19 protein-coding genes are annotated in these 20,006 nt (G+C 37.4%); 12 read left to right on the top strand and 7 right to left on the bottom strand.

Translation table 11 applies throughout. The features are described from left to right. Positions 1-16: 16 nt before the first annotated feature. The 12 genes from ade (at position 17) to ACFQ13_RS04180 (ending at position 13,356) form a co-directional block, all read left to right on the top strand. Positions 17-1,639 carry an adenine deaminase gene (gene ade, locus ACFQ13_RS04235; protein WP_386114390.1) on the top strand — a complete coding sequence of 541 codons (1,623 nt, stop codon included), beginning with the start codon at positions 17-19 and terminating at the stop codon, positions 1,637-1,639. Positions 1,640-1,789: 150 nt separating this feature from the next. Beyond that, positions 1,790-3,679 (top strand): CocE/NonD family hydrolase, encoded by a 1,890-nt coding sequence (locus ACFQ13_RS04230; protein ID WP_386114387.1) that lies wholly within the window; start codon positions 1,790-1,792, stop codon positions 3,677-3,679. Positions 3,680-3,844: 165 nt separating this feature from the next. Next, positions 3,845-4,807 (top strand): YheT family hydrolase, encoded by a 963-nt coding sequence (locus ACFQ13_RS04225; protein ID WP_386114384.1) that lies wholly within the window; start codon positions 3,845-3,847, stop codon positions 4,805-4,807. 183 nt (positions 4,808-4,990) lie between these two features. Continuing rightward, positions 4,991-6,529, top strand: a complete 1,539-nt coding sequence (locus ACFQ13_RS04220) for a YifB family Mg chelatase-like AAA ATPase (RefSeq protein ID WP_386114381.1) — start codon at positions 4,991-4,993, stop codon at positions 6,527-6,529. Positions 6,530-6,617: 88 nt separating this feature from the next. After that, positions 6,618-7,730, top strand: coding sequence for a DUF2891 domain-containing protein (locus ACFQ13_RS04215; RefSeq protein ID WP_386114379.1), 1,113 nt, complete (start codon positions 6,618-6,620; stop codon positions 7,728-7,730). Beyond that, positions 7,730-8,956 carry an Nramp family divalent metal transporter gene (locus tag ACFQ13_RS04210; RefSeq protein WP_386114376.1) on the top strand — a complete coding sequence of 409 codons (1,227 nt, stop codon included), beginning with the start codon at positions 7,730-7,732 and terminating at the stop codon, positions 8,954-8,956. Before ACFQ13_RS04215 ends, ACFQ13_RS04210 begins: the two co-directional genes overlap by 1 nt. 1 nt (position 8,957) lies before the next feature. Next, positions 8,958-9,698 (top strand): 5-oxoprolinase subunit PxpA, encoded by a 741-nt coding sequence (gene pxpA, locus ACFQ13_RS04205; protein ID WP_386114374.1) that lies wholly within the window; start codon positions 8,958-8,960, stop codon positions 9,696-9,698. 7 nt (positions 9,699-9,705) lie between these two features. After that, positions 9,706-10,023 (top strand): carboxyltransferase domain-containing protein, encoded by a 318-nt coding sequence (locus ACFQ13_RS04200; protein WP_386114371.1) that lies wholly within the window; start codon positions 9,706-9,708, stop codon positions 10,021-10,023. Next, entirely contained in the window at positions 9,963-10,436 is a 474-nt protein-coding gene (pxpB, locus tag ACFQ13_RS04195) for a 5-oxoprolinase subunit PxpB (RefSeq protein WP_386114368.1), read from the top strand. Before ACFQ13_RS04200 ends, pxpB begins: the two co-directional genes overlap by 61 nt. Continuing rightward, complete coding sequence (locus tag ACFQ13_RS04190; protein ID WP_386114365.1) at positions 10,429-11,280, top strand: 5-oxoprolinase subunit C family protein; 852 nt, start codon at positions 10,429-10,431, stop codon at positions 11,278-11,280. The genes pxpB and ACFQ13_RS04190 overlap by 8 nt, the downstream gene beginning before the upstream one ends. Before the next feature lie 82 nt (positions 11,281-11,362). Further along, positions 11,363-11,872, top strand: a complete 510-nt coding sequence (locus tag ACFQ13_RS04185) for a hypothetical protein (protein ID WP_386114362.1) — start codon at positions 11,363-11,365, stop codon at positions 11,870-11,872. Between the two features lie 659 nt (positions 11,873-12,531). Then, positions 12,532-13,356: a sensor histidine kinase gene (locus ACFQ13_RS04180; RefSeq protein ID WP_386114359.1), complete on the top strand. Its 825-nt coding sequence runs from the start codon at positions 12,532-12,534 to the stop codon at positions 13,354-13,356. On the opposite strand, the gene ACFQ13_RS04175 is transcribed toward ACFQ13_RS04180, so the two are convergent. From ACFQ13_RS04175 to ACFQ13_RS04145, 7 genes are all read right to left on the bottom strand, one after another. Next, complete coding sequence (locus ACFQ13_RS04175) at positions 13,349-14,053, bottom strand: RluA family pseudouridine synthase (RefSeq protein WP_386114356.1); 705 nt, start codon at positions 14,051-14,053, stop codon at positions 13,349-13,351. The two genes, ACFQ13_RS04180 and ACFQ13_RS04175, sit on opposite strands and share 8 nt — an antisense overlap. 27 nt (positions 14,054-14,080) lie before the next feature. Beyond that, positions 14,081-14,434 carry a four helix bundle protein gene (locus ACFQ13_RS04170; RefSeq protein ID WP_386114353.1) on the bottom strand — a complete coding sequence of 118 codons (354 nt, stop codon included), beginning with the start codon at positions 14,432-14,434 and terminating at the stop codon, positions 14,081-14,083. 56 nt (positions 14,435-14,490) lie between these two features. After that, on the bottom strand, positions 14,491-15,309 hold the full coding sequence (gene panB / locus ACFQ13_RS04165; RefSeq protein WP_386114350.1) for a 3-methyl-2-oxobutanoate hydroxymethyltransferase: 819 nt from the start codon (positions 15,307-15,309) through the stop codon (positions 14,491-14,493). A 310-nt stretch (positions 15,310-15,619) separates the two neighbouring features. Next, the gene (locus ACFQ13_RS04160) at positions 15,620-16,375 is read right to left on the bottom strand and encodes a hypothetical protein (RefSeq protein ID WP_386114347.1); all 756 of its coding nucleotides are present in this window, start codon (positions 16,373-16,375) and stop codon (positions 15,620-15,622) included. 289 nt (positions 16,376-16,664) lie between these two features. Further along, positions 16,665-17,654 carry a hypothetical protein gene (locus tag ACFQ13_RS04155; protein ID WP_386114344.1) on the bottom strand — a complete coding sequence of 330 codons (990 nt, stop codon included), beginning with the start codon at positions 17,652-17,654 and terminating at the stop codon, positions 16,665-16,667. A 449-nt stretch (positions 17,655-18,103) separates the two neighbouring features. Next, positions 18,104-18,469 (bottom strand): hypothetical protein, encoded by a 366-nt coding sequence (locus ACFQ13_RS04150; protein ID WP_386114342.1) that lies wholly within the window; start codon positions 18,467-18,469, stop codon positions 18,104-18,106. A gap of 100 nt (positions 18,470-18,569) precedes the next feature. Continuing rightward, complete coding sequence (locus ACFQ13_RS04145; RefSeq protein WP_114309606.1) at positions 18,570-19,994, bottom strand: L-serine ammonia-lyase; 1,425 nt, start codon at positions 19,992-19,994, stop codon at positions 18,570-18,572. Between the last annotated feature and the right edge of the window lie 12 nt (positions 19,995-20,006).

The raw sequence follows: 20,006 nt of genomic DNA, 5'->3' as shown, positions 1-20,006 counted from the left end.
TTATAAATTTAGAAATTTGAAATTAAAAGGAAACATTGTAGATATTATAAACCGTAGAATTTTTAAAGGTGAGATCACCATTGAAAACGGTAAAATTGCCTCTGTTGAAGCAAAGGACTGCGAAGAAGATCATTACATTCTCCCTGGCTTTGTAGATGCGCATATCCATATTGAAAGTTCAATGTTGGTGCCTTCTGAGTTTGCAAAAATCGCCGTGAATCACGGGACGGTTGCTACGGTTTCTGATCCACATGAAATAGCCAATGTACTTGGTGTAAAAGGTGTGGAGTTTATGATTGAAAACGGAAAGCAAACGCCTTTTAAATTTAATTTTGGAGCCCCATCTTGTGTGCCGGCAACAAGTTTTGAGTCTGCAGGCGCTGTAATAGACTCTGACGCTATTAAAACCTTAATGGCAAATCCGGATATTAAATATTTAGCCGAAATGATGAATTACCCAGGTGTGATTTATGATGACGCTGAGGTATTGAAGAAAATTGAATGGGCAAAACATTATAATAAACCAGTTGACGGTCATGCCCCAGGATTACGAGGAGACGATTTAACAAAATATATTGCGGCAGGAATTTCTACAGATCACGAGTGTTTTACTTTTGATGAGGGTCTAGAGAAATTGCAAAAAGGCATGAAGGTGATTATCCGAGAGGGGAGTGCAGCTAAAAATTTCAATGCCCTTATCGATTTGTTAGACGAACACTATGAAAATATGATGTTTTGTAGTGATGATAAGCATCCAGATGATTTGTTGCTCGGTCATATCAATCAACTTTGTGCAAGAGCGATTGCTAAAGGCAATGATGTGTTTAAAGTGTTGCAAGCCGCTTGTGTAAATCCGGTGAAGCATTACAATTTGGATGTCGGCTTGTTAAATATTGGTGATGCTGCAGATTGTATCGTTGTGGAAGATTTAAAAGAGTTTAAAACGCTTCAGACTTATATTGATGGCGAATTAGTGTCTGATCACGGCAGTTCAAAAGTAAAACATGTAGCCTTTGCAAACCTCAACAACTTCAATACGAGTAAAAAAGACGTTTCAGAGTTTAGACTCGAGTCGCAAACCACAAAAATTAAAGTTATTGAATGTGTGGATGGCGAGCTCGTAACCAACGCTCTTACGGAGAATGCGACTATTAAGGATGGAAATTTGATTTCTAATACGGAAACGGATGTTCTAAAAATGACGGTTGTTAATCGTTATCAGAATGACAAACCAGCGATAGCGTTTATTAAAAACTTCGGCCTCAAGGAAGGTGCTATTGCAAGTTCGGTAGGACATGATTCGCATAATATTATTGCTATTGGGGTGTCGGACGAAGCTATTTGTAAGGCTGTGAATCTTCTCATTGAAAATGAAGGCGGTATTTGTGCGGTTTCAGACACGGAGGAACAAGTGATTCCTTTGCCTGTGGCTGGAATAATGAGCGACCAAAATGCTGAGGTTATTGGTCAACATTATTCAGAATTAGATAAAATGGCCAAAACATTGGGTAGTCAGCTTCATGCGCCTTATATGAGTTTGTCCTTTATGGCATTGTTGGTGATTCCTGCATTAAAACTTAGTGATAAAGGCTTGTTTGATGGTGGTAAATTTGAATTCACCTCCGTAGAAGTCGCTTAGAGCAAGGTTTTAGTGGTTCATCAACCGTATATTTTAAATGCATTTCAATTAAATTTTCATTAAAAGTAACGCCAGCCTATTAGGTTTTAAAAACCTTGTGCTCATAGGATGCAAACTTCATATCTTTATAATTTTTAAAATCTAATCAGTATGATATTTCAAAGAATTACCTTCTTTTTATTAATTTTTATAACCCTTGCGAGTTGTAAGCCTTCAGAAACCTCAACCTTAAAAGAAACAACAGAAGTTGCTGTTGAGGCGGTTTACAATCCGAGTGAACATTACACTAAAAAAGAGGTGATGATTACCATGCGCGATGGTATAAAATTACACACCACCATATATTCGCCTAAAGACACGAGTAAAACCTATCCGATGTTAATGATGCGAACACCGTATAGTTGTAAACCTTATGGTGAAGATCAGTTTAGATCTAAAATTGGTCCTAATAAATACCTTATGGAAGAAGGGAATATTATGGTGTATCAAGATGTGCGTGGTCGTTGGAATAGCGAAGGGGTTTATGATAATATGCGTGCTTATATTCCAAATAAAACAGGAAATCAAGTGGATGAAGCTAGTGATACTTATGATACCATTGAGTGGTTGGTTAATAATGTTGACAATAACAATGGGAAGGTCGGGACTTATGGTATTTCTTATCCAGGGTTTTATGCGACGTATTCGCTTTTAGACGCGCATCCGGCATTAAAAGCTGTGTCGCCGCAAGCGTGTATTGGGGATTTCTTTTTTGATGATTTTATTCATAATGGTGCTTATATGTTAAGTTATTGGAGAGCAACAGGTTTATTCGGTTATATGAAAGATGAGCCTACAACATCGGCTTGGTATAGTCTTCCAAATCTTAAGACTGAAGATCAACATCAGTTTTTCTTAGATCATATGCCTTTAAGTAAGTTAGATCAGTATTACGACAGTACTAATGTGTTTATGGAGCAAATTAAAACCCATGTAACGTATGATGAATTTTGGCAATCTCGTGGCATTATTCAACATTTAAAAAATATAAAACCGGCTACCATGGTTGTTGGGGGCTTATTTGATGCTGAAGATTTATACGGTCCATTCAATACTTATAAGCATATTGAAGCGAATAGTGATAATTACAATACCGTTGTTTTTGGACCTTGGAGTCATGGCGATTGGGCAAGAAATAGCGAAAGACAGGTTGTTGGGAATATTCATTTTGGGGATGGAATCTCTGATTACTTTCAGAAGCATATTGAAACCAAGTTTTTTAATCATTTCTTAAAAGGTGAAGCTAATGGCGATACTGGTTTGGCTGAAGCTCAGTTTTTTAATACCGGTACAAAAGAGTGGCAGTCGTTTGCCTCTTGGCCACCTAAAAACGCTACTAAGGAAAGTTATTTTATGCAACCTAACGAGCGTTTAACAAAACAAGCGAATCGTATGTTAGCGGCATCAGAATTTGTTAGTGACCCTAGAAAACCTGTTCCTTATACAGAAGATATTGGTGTTGGTTTCACGCCGCGTAAATTTATGACAGACGATCAGCGTTTTGCGTCGCGACGTCCAGATGTCTTAACTTTTGAAACGGAACTATTAGGGGAGGATGTAACACTTGCTGGTGATATCTTGGCGAAATTAAATGTTTCTACAACAGGAACAGCGGCCGATTGGATTGTAAAAGTCATCGATGTATTTCCGGCTGACACTAAAAACACGGCTGATGTTCAAGATCATTTAAAATTAAGTAATTATCATATGATGGTGCGTAGTGAAGTGATAAGAGGGCGTTTTAGAAATAGTATGTCGCAGCCAGAACCTTTTGTGCCCAACGAGAAAACCGCAGTGAATTTAAAGTTGCAAGACGTATTTCATACCTTTAAAAAAGGGCATAAGATTCAGGTGCAAGTACAAAGCACATTTTTCCCGTATATCGATGCGAATCCACAAACTTACGTAGATAATATATTTGAAGCTAAGGAAAGTGATTTTCAAAAGCAAACGCATAAGGTGTTTAATGATTCGGCTATAGAGTTTACTATACTTAAATAACAGGTGCTAATTCAATAAATTCGTCACTTCGAGTGATTTTTGAGGAACGAAAAATTGTATCGAGAAGCTTTAGGGGATATTTCCGTTTATATGTTCTCGATACAAAATTGCAAAAAAGAAATTTCACTCAAACTGACGTGAATTCATACAATAGAAACATAAAAGATGCCAATATTAGAATCAACCTATAAACCACCATTTTGGGCGAAAAAAAGCTTTGTGTCAACCGTATTTTCTGGATTAGCTCGAAAGGTGAGCGGAGTAGAACAAGTCAGAGAACGTATCATTTTAGAGGATACGGATTTTCTAGATTTAGATTGGAGCTACGCTGAAGAAAAATCGAATAAAGTTATTGTTTTACTTCATGGTTTAGAGGGTAGTGCGCAACGTCCTTACATTACAGGAGCGGCAAAATTATTTAATGAAAATGCTATTGATGCCTGTGCTGTAAATTTTAGAAGCTGTAGCGGAGAACCAAACTTACTATTTAGAAGTTACCACTCTGGAGCTACTGAAGATTTAGAGGCGGTAATGCAGCATGTATTGTCAAAAGAGCAGTATGATGAGGTGTATATCAAAGGAATAAGTCTTGGGGCTAATATGGTGCTGAAGTATGTCGGAGAAGATCGTGTTCTTCCTCAAGAATTAAAATCGGTAATTGCGGTATCGTCTCCTTGCGATTTAAAAGGGTCTTGTGGAGCGTTATTAAGTTTAAAAAATAAACATTACGCTATTCGGTTTTTAGGGCATTTAAAGGAAAAACTTAAGCCTAAGTTAGAGCAGTTTCCTAATGATATTTCTATGGACGATTTTAATGCGATTAAAACCTTAAAAGATTTTGATGACGTGTATACGGCAAAAGCGCATGGGTTTGAAAATGCGTTAGATTATTACGAGAAATCTAGTAGTTTACAGTTTCTGCCGCATATAAAAACACCAACTTTAATTATAAACGCGCTTAACGATTCTTTTCTGTCGGCCGCCTGTTATCCCGTCAAAGAGGCAAAGCAAAACGCTAATGTATATCTAGAAATGCCTAAATATGGAGGGCATGTAGGTTTTGTAGATAAAGACAATGTTTATTACAATGAACGACGTGCTTTGGAGTTTGTGAAAAAAATGAATTAATCAGTTTTTAGATGTGCCTTCAATAATAGGTTTAGTTGCTGTTGGAATTGAAGATTTTAGCAAAACAATTTGGATTCTGTTGCACTAATTTTACGATTTAAAGTTTTAAAGCCTTTCAAGATTAAATTTTGAAAGGTTTTTTTATTGCCTTGATTTTCTTACATTTAGGAAAACTAATCATTCATGCTTAAGAAAGTATTTGCAAGTGCTGTTTTTGGAGTGGAGGCGTCAACCATTACCGTTGAGGTTAATGTAGACAAGGGAGTTGGCTATCATTTAGTCGGGTTGCCAGATAATGCTATCAAAGAAAGTAATTACCGTATAGCCGCTGCGCTTCAAAATAATGGGTATCGAATTCCAGGAAAGAAGATCACCATAAATATGGCGCCTGCAGATTTGCGCAAAGAAGGATCGGCTTACGATTTAACGCTTGCAATCGGGATTTTAGCGGCTTCTAATCAAATTAAAGCCGAAAACCTAGGGGATTATCTCATTATGGGTGAGTTGTCCTTAGATGGGAGTTTACAGCCGTTTAAAGGCGCGCTGCCTATTGCGGTGAAAGCAAGAGAAGAAGGGTTTAAAAATATCATACTTCCAGTTCAAAATTGCAAAGAAGCCGCCATTGTGGATGACATCAAAGTCTTTGGGGTAGAAAATATCACGCAAGTCATTAATCATTTTGACAAAGGAGAACCCTTAGAACAAACTATAATTAACACCCGAGAAGAGTTTTATAAAAGTTTAGATTTTCCAGAATTTGATTTTGCAGATGTTAAAGGTCAAGAGTCAATTAAGCGCTGTATGGAAATTGCAGCGGCTGGTGGTCATAATATCATTCTTATTGGTCCTCCAGGTTCTGGTAAGACCATGTTAGCAAAACGCTTACCAAGTATTTTGCCACCAATGACGCTTCATGAAGCTTTAGAAACCACTAAAATTCATTCGGTTGTAGGTCGGGTTAAAGCACATGCAGGACTCATGGCACAACGTCCTTTTAGGAGTCCGCATCACACGATATCGAACGTTGCCCTCGTCGGTGGGGGAAGTTATCCGCAACCAGGTGAAATCTCATTATCACACAATGGCGTGTTATTTTTAGATGAATTGCCAGAGTTTAAGCGCGAAGTTTTAGAAGTGATGCGTCAACCTTTAGAAGATCGGGAGGTCACCATTTCTAGAGCGAAATTTACGGTGACTTACCCTTCGTCTTTTATGCTTGTGGCGAGTATGAATCCTAGTCCGAGTGGCTTTTTTAATGATCCGGATGCGCCAATAACCTCATCGCCGGCAGAAATGCAGCGTTATATGGGAAAGATTTCAGGGCCGTTGTTAGATCGTATTGATATTCATATTGAAGTGACTCCCGTGCCTTTTGAGAAATTATCAGACGAGCGTCAAGGGGAATCTTCCGTGGACATTCGTAAACGCGTTACTAAAGCGCGGGAAAAACAAACCGAACGGTTTAAGGATTTAGAAAACATTCATTACAATGCGCAAATGAATTCTAGGCAGATTAGAGCTTACTGCAAATTAGACGATGCATCCATGTTGCTTTTGAAATCTGCTATGGAACGCTTAAATTTATCGGCGAGAGCTTATGATAGAATTTTGAAAGTCGCCAGAACTATTGCAGATCTGGAGAATGCTCAAGAGGTTTCAGGAGTTCATATAAGTGAAGCTATTCAGTACCGTAGCCTCGATAGAGATGGTTGGTTGGGTTAGTTTTTGCTTATATAGTTAATACTGATTTATAGTGTATTACAGGTTTTTGTTTAAAGTTTTAGTTTAATATTAAGTTTTTAAGTAATTGATGAAAAAACATTTTATTTTATTGGCGATTTTGATGGCTTTTAGTTGTAAAGACGCGGAGAATGTAAAGGAGAATACTAATCGTCTTGAGGAAGAAATTGAAGCGGTTGAAGTAGTGGAATTGAATTTAGAACAAGCAAATCGCTTAGCGCAATTGCCTTTAAATTGTATAAATACAGAGTATCCAAATAAATTAAGTCAGACAATTGGTAGTGCTTCAGATTTAAAAACACCTCAAGAGTTGCATCCTGCATTTTTTGGTTGTTTCGATTGGCATTCTGCGGTTCATGGGCATTGGAGTTTGGTGTCGTTGTTAAAGCAGTTTCCAGATTTAGACCAGAAAGATGCTATTGCACAAAAACTACTTCAGAATATTTCAGAAGAACATATCGCTCAAGAGCTGCTTTATTTTGAAGGTCCTCATAATAAGTCGTTCGAGCGGACTTATGGTTGGGCGTGGTTATTAAAACTAGCGCAAGAGCTACGAGAGTGGGATGCTCCTGCAGCACGTCAATTAGAAGCTAATCTGCAGCCTATGACGGATTTAATCGTCAATAAATATTTAGAGTTTCTTCCGAAGTTAAATTACCCAATACGTGTTGGGGAGCATCCTAATACGGCGTTTGGTTTGAGTTTTGCGTATGATTATGCGGTTGCTGTGCAGCATAAAGAACTCATGCATCTTATTGAAAACAGAGCTAAGGATTTTTATCAGAATGATCAAAATTGCCCTATAGGGTGGGAGCCGAGTGGGTATGATTTTCTGTCGCCATGCTTAGAGGAAGCGGCTTTAATGAAGCGTGTGTTGCCTACGGAAGACTTTGAGTTATGGGCGCGTAAATTTATGCCTCAACTTTTTGATAAGGACTTTAAGTTGCCTGTTGGTGAGGTGTCTGACAGAACGGATGGGAAACTCGTGCATTTAGATGGGGTTAATTTTTCCCGAGCATGGAGTTTGAATTATTTAGCTAAGGAAATGCCGGCGTTGAAGCACTTAACCAATGTAGCTAATCAGCATATCAATTATTCGTTGCCTAATATTGTAGGTGATCATTACGAAGGTGGCCATTGGTTAGGGAGTTTTGCTATTTATGCGCTGAACTCTACTAAATAATGATTTTAAAATTCTTAAAAAACATCGGTCCAGGACCCCTTGTAGCTGCTGCGTTTATAGGTCCTGGTACGGTTACGGTGTGTACGTTAGCGGGAGTAAACTTTGGGTTTACGTTGTTGTGGGCGATGCTTTTATCTGTGTTTGCTACCGTTATTCTTCAAGAAATGGCCGCACGATTAGGAGTGGTGGCTCAAAAAGGTTTGTCTGAAATTATAAAAGAAGAGATAAAGCATCCGCTAGTGAAAGGTGGGGCTATGCTTCTAATTATTAGTGCTGTGGTGCTAGGAAATGCTGCTTATGAAGCGGGTAATATTAGTGGTGGTGCTTTGGGGGTTGAGGCGATAACTGGAAATCTTAGCTGGACCATTGGTGCGCTACAGCTCAATGGAGCAAGTGTGATTATTGGGGTAATGGCGTTTATATTGCTTTATATAGGGAATTATAAAGTCTTAGAGAAAGCGTTTGTAGTCTTGGTAATTTTAATGAGTTTGGCTTTTATAATAACGGCGATTTTGACCAAGCCGAATCTTCTCGATGTTTTTAAGGGGCTTATTGTTCCTGAAACACCTAAAGAGAGTATTCTGACTATCGTGGCCTTAATTGGGACTACTGTAGTGCCGTACAATCTCTTTTTGCACGCCTCATTGGCTAAGACGAAATGGAAATCTGATCGTGATTTAGCTTTGGCTAAGCGTGATACGGTTGTCGCTGTGGTTTTAGGCGGAACGGTCTCTATGTGTGTAATTATTTCTGCCTCTGCAATACAAATGCAAGATATTAAAAACGCTTCTGATTTAGCCTTAGGGCTCGAGCCTTTATTTGGGCGGTTTTCAAAATACTTTTTAGCGGTTGGCTTGTTTGCTGCTGGAGTAACAAGCGCTATAACAGCGCCTTTGGCTGCTGCATTTGTTGCAAGTGGTTGCTTGGGGTGGGGTTCGGACATGAAATCTAGAAAATTTAGAGCGGTTTGGATGGTTATTGTTTTATTGGGAGTGCTGTTTTCTAGTTTGGGTTTTAAATCTATTGAAATTATAAAGTTTGCTCAAGTGGCTAATGGGGTGTTGTTACCTGTGGTGGCGGGGTTCTTGCTTTGGGTGATGAATAAATCTTCGGTTCTAGGAAAGTATGTGAATACTAAAAAGCAGAATGCCTTAGGAATTTTGATTATGGTGGTAACGATAGTTTTAGGACTGAAAGGTGTTTTAATCGTGTTTAATGTGATATAAGATGAAAGTTAGGTCAATAGATGTAAATGCAGATGTAGGTGAAGGTGTAGGGAATGAGACGCTTTTAATGCCGTATTTGTCGTCGTGTAATATTGCTTGTGGTGGACATGCTGGTGATATTGAAAGTATGACAAATGTGGTGCGATTAGCGAAATCTAATCAGGTGAAGATTGGGGCGCACCCCTCATTTTCAGACCGGTTGAATTTTGGGAGAACGGTAATAGAGATGTCTCCTTCTGATTTGTATACGAGTTTAAAAGCGCAAATAGAGCGTTTGCAGGTGGTGGCGCGTGCTGAAGGTGTTGTTTTAAATCATATTAAGCCTCATGGGGCTTTATATAATTTGGCGGCTAAAGATGAAGAGACGGCTCGTGTTATTTTGAAGGTGCTTAAAGCGGTAAATCCGGTATTGAAACTGTATGCGCCATGTAATTCGGTAATGGCTAAAATAGCTTTGCTTAATGATGTTGAGCTGGTTTATGAGGCTTTTGCAGACCGCGGGTATGAGGATGATTTATCATTGGTGTCTAGGGAGAAAAAAGGAGCGGTTTTGCATGATAAAGACTGTGTTTTTAATCGTGTTTTGAGGATGGTAAAAGATCAAAAAATAACGACCATAAATAGGGTGGAAGTAGCGACAAAAATTTCAACAATTTGTGTGCATGGTGATACCGAAAACGCGGTGGAAATTGTGAAGTATTTGGTGTGTAGATTAAAGGAAAATAATATAAGTATTCAATAGTGTTTTTATGGATTTTAAACTTCGATATTCGCAGTATAATGAGCGTTCTATTTTAATAGAGTGGCCGTCAATTATTGATGAGAATATTCTTAATGATGTCCTGCGCTTTAAGACGCTTGTTGAAATGAATACTATTAAAGTATTGGTTAATGTAATCTCTTCATATAATTCATTATTAGTTATTTATGGTAGTACTATTGATAATGTCAATGACAGTGTTTTGAGCTTGAAGAATTGGTACGCTAATGAAGAAATCCTGCCGCATTGTCGTCGAGGTTGTTTGAAATTCCTGTGTGTTATGAAGAGGAATTTGCGGTCGATTTAGCGGCGTATGCTAAAGCTGTGAATCGGTCTAAAGATGCGATTATTAATTTACATTCTAGTGTTATTTATAAGGTTTATTTTATTGGGTTTATACCTGGCTTTTTGTACTTAGGAGGTCTACCTAAAAGTTTACATTTAGATCGAAAAAATACTCCCGATTTAAACATAAAAAAAGGGGCTGTAGGCATCGGTGGAAAACAAACCGGAATTTATCCTCAAGATAGTCCCGGAGGATGGCACATTATAGGTAGTTCTCCGGTGGAGTTTTTTTCACCTCAAGAAACGCCACCTTGTTTCATAAAGGCGGGAGATCGTGTTAGGTTTAAGGCTATTTCGAAGTCAGAATATTTCGAACTTAAAAAGCACTATGCGAATGCGAGCATGAACCCTGAACAATTTTTAGGTCATGATTAAAATTTTAAAATCCGGATTTTACACCTCAGTTCAAGATCAGGGCTGTTTGGGGTTTGCGCAATATGGCGTGCCTAGCTCCGGTGTAATGGATCAATATGCTAGTAAGTTTGCAAATCAGCTCTTAGGGAACGCTAAGGATGCTGCAGTTTTAGAAATGACTATGATAGGCGCAGAACTTCAATTTCTCACAGCAACACGGATTGCTATTGCTGGAGCCGATATGGGGGCAACAATAAATGGGAAGGCCGTGGCGATGTTTAAATCTATTAAAATTCATAAAAACGATATTTTAAAATTTCGGCAGGCAAAAGATGGGTTTAGGACCTATGTTGCTGTTCGTGGTGGGATTTTAGCGCCTCAGGTTTTGGGAAGTCGTAGTATGTTAAAAGGGCTTACTGAGGATTTTAAATTAAACACAGGGGAGCAATTGCATATCGAAAATGAGTTAACACTTAAAAGCGCGAAGTATGCGCGATTAAAATTCAATGGTTCTTATCTTCAAACCAAAATCTTAGATGTTTTTAAAGGGCCGGAGTTTGAAAAATTAACGCCTACTCAGGTTGATGAGCTTTTGCAGTCTGACTATCAGGTTTCCAAATTTAATAGCCGTATGGCTTATCAATTGCAACCTTTAATTCAGAATGATTTAGAACCCATATTAACTGGACCGGTATTACCCGGAACGGTACAACTTACGCCTTCAGGTCAATTGGTGGTGTTAATGCGCGATTGTCAGACGACGGGAGGCTATCCTAGGGTATTGCAATTAACCGAAAAAGCCATTCATATATTAAGTCAAAAAACAACGGCTGATGATTTGATGTTCAGATTGGTAGCGCTCTAATGTAAGAAAGGTCTTATTTATATTTTTTATATAAGATAAAATTGATACTTTTCCCGTAATTAAACCACGAGAACGACGTATAATGAGAAATTTAGGATTATTTGTATTAGGAATTCTATGCGGTGCTTTGGCTGTATATTTTCTAATGCATAGGGAAACTGTTGTAACCTCTCCTCCCGGAGTTACAGCACCTTCAGGGGTAATTAGCCCTGAACAAATTAAAACCTTAGATCGTGCGTATAATGAGCGTTATAGCATCATAAATGATTCGTTGTTTAAAAATTCTAAAACCGGAGATAATCGATCGGCTTGGTATAACATAGAAGATTTAGAGGGGTATTTGGCTTACGCGAAACAACAGGCCTCAAATGAAGGTTATATTCTTGACGGCCTAAGGCTGTATTTAGGAGCACATCCGGATACAAGTGAGGGGAAAGGTCTTACAACTGTTCTTCTTGTGCCTACGGGCTATAAAAATGTCTCAGAAGGCGGTATGTTACTACTTCAAGATGGCGGTCATGATATTGAAGGGGCTGATGGTTTAGATTTTGCCGGTCACGGTAAGCCACCAGGAGCTAATTATCCGCAATAAAAAAGGTCTAGCATGTCTAATTATGTTCTTGCAATGCACATTGTTGAGCTTGTAGCCGCCTTAGCGGGGTCTTACTATAGCTTGAAGGTTAAAGATAAGACTTTAGTTGTTTTTGTGTGGTACCTATGGGTAACGGTCTTTGTAGAAACTTTTGGGATGTATGGCTATATTTTGCAGAATGATTACGATTATGAATGGTTTGTTTGGATAAAAAATTCGGTGTTTCGTTCTAATAATTGGCTTTATAACCTCTACAGCGCGGTGTCTATAATTTTATTCGGACAATTTTATGAGCGGGTGATCAAAGATCCCTCAGTTACAAAACTCATAAGAATTTTAGTAATTGCTTATGTCTGTTTTACGATCGTTTATTTTGCGATGAGCGGGACTTTCTTTAAATTTTCTTTGCCTTATGGTGTTTTTGTAGAAACATTTTTGGTGTTTGTTTTTGTTATGTTTTATTATAGGCAACTCCTTAAAAGTGATAAAATTTTACACTTCTACAAATTACCTGTTTTTTATATCAGTTCAAGCTTGTTGCTTTGGTACTTGAGTGTCACTCCGATTTTTATTTTTAATAGCTATTTAAACGTTATCAATGATAAGTTTATAGAATTTAGAAACTTCTATCTTTTTATAGCAAATATGTCCCTTTATTTATGTTATACCTTTTGTTTTCTTTTCACATTACGGACAAAAAAATAGTAAGCAACGAAGAAATAGCTTTAGTGTCTTACGTCATCTTTTTTGTGTTGACCATTTTAGTGGTCTTTGTGTTGTTTTTTCTCATGTTTCAAAAGCGAAAAAATCAATTATTGCTTGATAAAGTGGAGCAGCAGCAGCAATTTGATGCGGAATTAATAAAAACGCAGCAGGAAATTCAAGAAGAGACTTTAAAACACGTGGGGCGTGAACTCCATGATAATGTAGGGCAAATGTTGGTATTAGCGACTATGCAAATGAATGCAGTGGCAAGTGGTGTAAAAGTGGAGGATAAGTCTAAAGTTGATAATTCTGCTAAAGCCTTAAAGGATGCTTTAGAGGAAGTGAGAGCCTTGTCTAAATCCCTAAACAGTGATGTAATTTTTAAATTAGGGTTTGAAGCGACAGTTAAAAATGAAATTGACCGTTTAAATAAATCAGGCTTGATTCGGTCTGAATTATCTGTGGTAGGCGAGAAGGTGAGTTTTGAAAATAAAAAGGATGAAGTGATTTTGTTTAGAATGCTTCAAGAGTTCTTTTCAAATACGCTAAAATATGCGGAAGCCGAGCATCTCAATGTTTCACTAGCCTATGGCACGGAGAATTTAACGATTACGTTGAAAGATGACGGACAAGGGTTTGATATAGCTACTGTAGCGAAAGGCTCTGGGCTTATCAACTTAGAAAAAAGAGCCGAATTAATACAGGCACACCTAGAGTTAAAAACCCAGCAAGGGGAGGGAACAACCTTATTGTTACAATACCCGTATAAAACTAGTTAGTATTACACGCTTTCCAAAGCGGATCGTTAGGTAAAGGGGCGGTGATAAAAATATCTTCTTTTTTAACAGGATGAACAAAACTTAGCGTTCTAGCATGGAGACTAATACTTGCGTCCTTGTTGCTCCGATCAAAACCATATTTTAAATCGCCTTTAATGGGGCATCCTATAGTGGCTAATTGGGTTCGGATCTGGTGGTGTCTTCCGGTTTCTAAATCAATTTCTAAAAGGTAGAAGTTGTCTAAAGTTTGTTTTAATTTATAATGAAGAATTGCTTTTTTACTTCCGTTAACTTCTTTGCTGTAAGCGGTAGATTTATTGTTCTTCGGGTTCTTTTTCAACCAGTTCACTAAAGTGTCTTCCAGTTGAGGAGGGGCGTTTTTTACTAAGGCCCAATAGGTTTTCTTAGCCGTTTTCTCGGCGAATAATTTATTTAACCGTGGTAACGCTTTACTGGTTTTAGCAAACATTACAATTCCTGTGGTTGGTCGGTCTAAACGATGCACCACACCAAGGTATACATTGCCTTCCTTTTTATATTTCTCTTTTAAATACGATTTTACAACCTCGCTTAAGGGTTTGTCTCCTGTACGATCTCCTTGAACAATATCCCCAGCACGTTTGTTTACAACGATGATGTGATTGTCCTCATAGATGACTTGAAGGTTGTTTTTATTGGAAAGGGTTTTCTTAGACATTTTAGATTTTTAGACTTATAGAAAATATTAGATTAAAGTAGATTTAAATTTTGAAATCATTTTGATAATTTCACTTAATTCAGAAAGGCATGATTCGAGCTCGTTATCTAAGATAAAATTTAAATCAGCAGAAATAAGTCGCTGAGTTTCTATTTCGTAAGCAGAACCTATTGATATTTGTAAAAACCGAGCAAAATCTTTATTAGAATCTCTAGAAGGTCCTTCGGCTATATTTGAAGGAATTGAAACGGATGCTCTCCTCAATTGATTGGTTAGACCAAATTTTTCTGAATCAGGAAATTTAGAAGTAATAGCATAAATTTCAGAGCAGAATAATCTACTTCTTTTCCAAATCTGTAAGTCTTTAAATTTATGAGCCATTTCAAGGTTTAGCTGTCTAAATAATCTAATAAAGTCTAAGTGTCTAATATTCTAAACTAATACTGTTCCTCATCATTTGGGAAATCCTTCGACTTAACATCATCTACATACTGGCCAATAGCGTTGGTCATATCTTCATACAGATTCATATAGCGGCGTAAAAAACGAGGGTTAAATTCGTGTGTCATGCCTAACATATCGTGTAAGACTAAAACTTGTCCGTCTACACCAGCGCCAGCGCCGATTCCGATAACCGGAATAGAAACACTTTCAGCGACTTCTTTAGCTAAAGCAGCTGGGATTTTTTCTAAAACAATTCCAAAACAGCCCGCGCGTTCTAGCATTAAGGCATCTTCTTTTAAGCGTTGTGCTTCTTGCTCTTCTTTGGCTCTAACCGTATAGGTTCCGAATTTATAAATAGACTGAGGTGTTAGTCCTAAGTGGCCCATTACCGGGATACCCGCATTAAGAATACGTTTTATAGAATCTTTTACTTCTTTACCGCCTTCCATTTTTACGGCATGACCTCCAGATTCCTTCATGATTCGAATAGCAGAACGTAAAGCTTCTTTAGGATCACTTTGGTAACTACCAAAAGGCAAATCAACCACAACCAAAGAGCGATCAATAGCTCTCACGACAGAAGAAGCATGATAAATCATCTGATCTAAGGTGATCGGAAGGGTCGTTTCGTGCCCCGCCATAACATTACTGGCAGAATCTCCAACAAGAATAACGTCTATCCCTGCACCATCAACAATTTTTGCCATGGTATAATCATATGCGGTAAGCATCGATATCTTTTCACCTCGGGCTTTCATGTCTACAAGGCTCTTAACTGTTATTCTTTTGTATTCTTTTTTTGCTACTGACATTGTAATTCTATTAATTGAATGTAAAAATAAGAAATAGTTTACTGAACTCTGTTTATGTTTCAAGAGATTTAAAGCGTAAGACGAGGATAACGCTTAAAATGTCGTTTTAAACCTATATAACAAGCTGTGGTTTAAATAGTTTTAGAGCCTAATTTTTTTTGTTTTCTAAATTTTAAAAATGAAGGCTTTTAACAAATCAGCTTTTTGCTTATACACGAGTTTTGGTACAATAGGTGAAACACAAAACGGTTCAAGTTTATACCTGAACCGTTAATTTTAAAAGCTTCGTAAGTAGCCGTTTTAATTTCAATTAGTTTGTTGTAAAGCTTGCCGTACTTGTTCCGCCATTAGTAAAGGTCTCATCGGCATATTTTGCGTAAGGTCTAAAGTAGTATAACGTTTCAGATTGTAGTGGTTCTGCGACAGCTGAATAGCTGGTAACGACAATAGTTCCTTGATTGTGTGCTCCGCTAAAATTCTCCACTGCATTACTGCTGCTATTGCTAAAATCGCTGCTGAGGCTGTATTCAACACCAACTTCAATAGGCATTTCTTTTTCAACCGCATTAATATTGATGGTTACGGTAATAAAATTAGTTTGAATTAAAAAGGCTTCAGATTCTAGGTCTAAAGAGATCGTTCTATTGGTGCTAGCATCAATGTCTGTTGACACTTGCATCTCATTTCCGTAGAAAAAAGTCCCGTCATCATATTCAAAATAGCCTCTTATAAAATAATTTGCTGTAGGCGTTAAACCTTCAATGTATCCTGTAACAGAATCAAATTCGCCCAAAGCCATAGCTGTATTGTTTGGGTTAACTTCTGGTTGTGACGACATTCCGTAAACAAAACCTCGATTAATAACGTTGCCAATGCTACCGTTGTCTTGTAATGTTCCTGAGACCGATATATTCACGGTTCCATCTTTATTAATAAAGAAGTCTGTGGTCGCATTTGTAGTGAAACTTCTATCGTCCACAGGGTTTAGGGTTTCATCATCATTGGAGCAACCAACAATGGAAATTGCAGTTAAAAAAATAAAAACAGTTTTAATTAAATTTTTCATATCATAAATTATTAAAAATAAAAAAAGCACATACTCGAGTTATAGGATAGCATCCTTATAACTGAAGTATGTGCTTTTACACAATGTCTAAAAATTCAGTCCCTATTTCTTCTTCAGTGTTGGACTAAATCTATAAATCGGCTGCAAATTTATAAAATAAAATAGCATCATGCCATTCTGTTTGAAATTTTATTTAGTTCCCTGTATTAGGATTTACTGTTTAGAGGTCGCCCGGAGCACTTATAAATTATTGAAAGCTTAAGCTATTATATTCAGGTGTGTGGAGGTCTTAATCGTCTTGGTATTCCAACAATTTTACAGGAAGTTCTAAGGTTTCTAGTTTGGTTTTAAGATACGCTAATGCTTGGCTGTTGGGTTGGTCCTTGAGGGTGATTTCTCCAATTCTAAATTCTGTGCCACCGGAACCCCTTGCCGGTAATACTTTTATAAATTCAATAGAACTCGCGTTATCAAATAGGGTGAAGTCAAATTTAGTAGCCAATACGTATTTTTTAGTAGGGTCTGAATACATCAGGCTAACTTGTTTAGGACGCATTTCATTTGATAAGGCTTTCGGCGTTCTGAAGAGATTTGTATGGTATAAGGCTAGTTGTGCGGCTCTGATGTCCTCGTCCTTATCTGCTTTTGAAGCGTCTGCTAATTCGTAATGTCTTCGGAAGGTTTTTGTCTGAGAATACTCCAGTTCAAAATTGGCTATGACAGTCAATCCCTTGGTGAACTCCGTTTCTTTTTTGTAGAATGCGCTGAGGTAAGGTTTGGCCATTTCTATTTCGTTATACCAGCCAATGTAAAGCAACGCTGCGGTTTTTCCATACTCTTCATTTCTGATACCTCCATATACGGATAAGCCGATTCTGAAATCACCAAACCACCAATGCGGTGCGTAAGTTACATAACTACTGCTATAGCCTTCGTTATATTTTTTTCCTTTAGGAAGTGGATTTTCATGAATTCCATCTGGTGTTCCTAGAATAGATTCCAGTTGATCCATATAAGGAGAATGCGGTTTTTGAAGCCATCTTGTTTGGATAGGTTTTAGTTCAAATGAAATTGAAGATATTGGTTTATCGTAAGCAGGGCCGTAGAATTCACAGGATATGGCTTCTAATCCTAAAAAGCCCTCAGATTTTACTTTGTGTAATTTCCATGAGCTAGTCGTCTTGTTCAGATTGTCGCCTTCAAATAAATCGAATAAGTCGTTAAACGTTTGACCCCATTTAAATGGTTTGTTGTCTATTTTAAATTCTTTCCAATTCATTTTCAGCTTTTCGATAATAAGATTCTATTTCAAGAACATTTATTCTATAAAGAGGGCGTTTTCTACATTTAAAACCTTCAATGACCGTAAGTGTAGTTTATCAAATAGATGATGGCTAACAGTGTTAAAGCCATAAATATACTCGAAATTACACAGGTTACAATCGCCGTTTTGTTTTTATGATTTCGAATTGAAATGATAGAGAGAACGAACGTTACAAGAAACAACAAAGGTGATCCTAAAATAAAGGATTCGGGAATTTTCCATGATAGAGGATGATCATTAATCACTAATAATAGAACGATGACTAAGACGGATAAAATGAGAATAACGGCAATATTTAATTTTTTATAGGTTTCCATTAACTTTTTCGTTTTTATAATTTACGCGCCAATTTCATTAAGACAAATTCAAAACAATGAATGAAGCATGGTGTTGGCAGAACCTCTTTAATCCTTAACGCGTTTTAAATTCTGGATCGTATAGAACTCAAATCCGTTTATAGGCTTAATCTTTCGTTTTTTAATCCGGTAGGTGAGGGTAGAATTAATTTCCGTCCAATAATCGTCTAATCTATCGTCTTTCTCTAATGTTAGGTTAAGCGTTAGAGTGTTATTTTCAATGCTCCAATGCCCTTTTAGTTCCGAATAAATTATGCTGTGATAATGGTAAAACTTTATACGATGAAAAGTTCCGTTTTTATAAAGCACTAAACTGTCCGAATCAACATAATTCCATGAAGTTCCGTTTGTGGATTTTTGTTTTAATTTCTCTTTCTTATAAACATATTGAGAATGGATTTCTTGCGAAACCATACCAGTGCTAATAAGAGCAAATAGCACTATTAGAACTGAGGTTCTCAAAGGTATGCTACGTATAAACAATTAGCTTGGCGTTTTAATTTGTTATGAGCGTTTAACAATCGGTTAAGTGAACACCGACTGCTAATCCACCTTCAGAGGTTTCTTTGTATTTGGTATTCATATCTTTTGCTGTTTCCCACATGGTGTTTACCACTTTGTCTAGGGGGACTTTTACATTTTTAGGATCGGTGTCTAAAGCTAATTCCGCAGCGTTTATAGCTTTAATAGCGCCCATAGAATTACGTTCTATACAAGGAATTTGCACCAAACCTCCAATAGGGTCGCAGGTTAAACCTAAATGATGTTCCATGGCGATTTCTGCAGCGACTAAAACTTGCTCTGGTGTACCACCAAGTAATTCGCAAAGCGCACCCGCAGCCATTGCTGAAGAAACACCTATTTCGGCTTGGCATCCTCCCATAGCAGCACTGATCGTAGCACCTTTTTTAAAGATGCTTCCAATTTCGCCAGCAACCAATAAGAATTTTTTAATGTGTTCAAAATCGGCATCATGATTTTCAATCACTAAATAGTACATCAATACGGCAGGGATTACACCAGCACTTCCGTTAGTAGGCGCTGTTACTACGCGACCTAAAGCAGCATTAACTTCATTAACAGCTAAAGCAAAACAGCTAACCCATTTTAAAATTTGTCGGAATTTAACTTCTGTTTTTCTTATGGTTTCTAGCCATTCTTGCGGACTATTATAAGTATAGTCTCCAATGAGAATTTTATGGGTGTCAAAAGCACGACGTCTCACATTGAGCCCTCCTGGTAAATTACCTTCGGTATGGCAGCCTGTGTACATGCATTCTAACATGGTGTTCCAAATGCGTTTCAATTCAAAATCAATATCAGATTCCGCTCTTAAGGACTTTTCATTTTCTAAAACCACCCCAGAGATAGGTAAATCCAATTGGTTACAAAACTTTAAAAGTTCTTCGCCATAAGAAACTGGATAAGGGAACGTACAGTAGAAAATTATTTTATTGGCCTTTGCTAATTTACGTTCTTCTTGTACTACAAAACCTCCACCAATAGAGTAGTAGGTTGATTTGTAATTACGTCCATTAATACGGGCGGTAAATACCATCCCATTAGAGTGAAAGGGTAAGAATTTACGATTGAAAACAATATTGGTTTTAAAATTAAACGGAATTGCTCTTTCATTATTAAACATTAAAACCTCATCCGTTTTTACAGCATTAATAATAGTGTCAATGTTTTCAATAGGCATTCGCTCTGGATCGGCACCCGTTAAGCCTAAAATTACTGCGTAGTCCGTAGCATGGCCTTTTCCTGTTAAAGATAAAGAACCATAGAGGTCTACCGTTATTTGTTCAACTTTTTCAAAACGTTTTTTATCTTTTAATTCCTGTATCCAACGTTCGGCAGCACGCCAAGGTCCTAAAGTATGAGAACTTGATGGGCCAACCCCAATTTTAAGCATATCGAATACTGAAATACATTCCATTTAAATCGCAAT

This window comes from Winogradskyella rapida (assembly GCF_042675845.1).
In the GTDB taxonomy this organism is placed as follows: Bacteria; Bacteroidota; Bacteroidia; order Flavobacteriales; family Flavobacteriaceae; genus Winogradskyella; species Winogradskyella rapida.
This window is presented reverse-complemented; position numbering and strand designations above follow the sequence as displayed.

Coding starts and splice junctions, on each gene's coding strand:
- ACFQ13_RS04190 (WP_386114365.1), top strand. CDS start 10,429: ATGATTAAAATTTTAAAATCCGGATTTTACACCTCAGTTCAAGATCAG.
- ACFQ13_RS04150 (WP_386114342.1), bottom strand. CDS start 18,469: ATGGTTTCGCAAGAAATCCATTCTCAATATGTTTATAAGAAAGAGAAA.
- ACFQ13_RS04175 (WP_386114356.1), bottom strand. CDS start 14,053: ATGTCTAAGAAAACCCTTTCCAATAAAAACAACCTTCAAGTCATCTAT.
- ACFQ13_RS04170 (WP_386114353.1), bottom strand. CDS start 14,434: ATGGCTCATAAATTTAAAGACTTACAGATTTGGAAAAGAAGTAGATTA.
- ACFQ13_RS04230 (WP_386114387.1), top strand. CDS start 1,790: ATGATATTTCAAAGAATTACCTTCTTTTTATTAATTTTTATAACCCTT.
- ACFQ13_RS04145 (WP_114309606.1), bottom strand. CDS start 19,994: ATGGAATGTATTTCAGTATTCGATATGCTTAAAATTGGGGTTGGCCCA.
- ACFQ13_RS04220 (WP_386114381.1), top strand. CDS start 4,991: ATGCTTAAGAAAGTATTTGCAAGTGCTGTTTTTGGAGTGGAGGCGTCA.
- ACFQ13_RS04225 (WP_386114384.1), top strand. CDS start 3,845: ATGCCAATATTAGAATCAACCTATAAACCACCATTTTGGGCGAAAAAA.
- ACFQ13_RS04215 (WP_386114379.1), top strand. CDS start 6,618: ATGAAAAAACATTTTATTTTATTGGCGATTTTGATGGCTTTTAGTTGT.
- ACFQ13_RS04210 (WP_386114376.1), top strand. CDS start 7,730: ATGATTTTAAAATTCTTAAAAAACATCGGTCCAGGACCCCTTGTAGCT.
- panB (WP_386114350.1), bottom strand. CDS start 15,309: ATGTCAGTAGCAAAAAAAGAATACAAAAGAATAACAGTTAAGAGCCTT.
- ACFQ13_RS04185 (WP_386114362.1), top strand. CDS start 11,363: ATGAGAAATTTAGGATTATTTGTATTAGGAATTCTATGCGGTGCTTTG.
- pxpA (WP_386114374.1), top strand. CDS start 8,958: ATGAAAGTTAGGTCAATAGATGTAAATGCAGATGTAGGTGAAGGTGTA.
- ACFQ13_RS04200 (WP_386114371.1), top strand. CDS start 9,706: ATGGATTTTAAACTTCGATATTCGCAGTATAATGAGCGTTCTATTTTA.
- ACFQ13_RS04155 (WP_386114344.1), bottom strand. CDS start 17,654: ATGAATTGGAAAGAATTTAAAATAGACAACAAACCATTTAAATGGGGT.
- ACFQ13_RS04160 (WP_386114347.1), bottom strand. CDS start 16,375: ATGAAAAATTTAATTAAAACTGTTTTTATTTTTTTAACTGCAATTTCC.
- ACFQ13_RS04180 (WP_386114359.1), top strand. CDS start 12,532: ATGTTATACCTTTTGTTTTCTTTTCACATTACGGACAAAAAAATAGTA.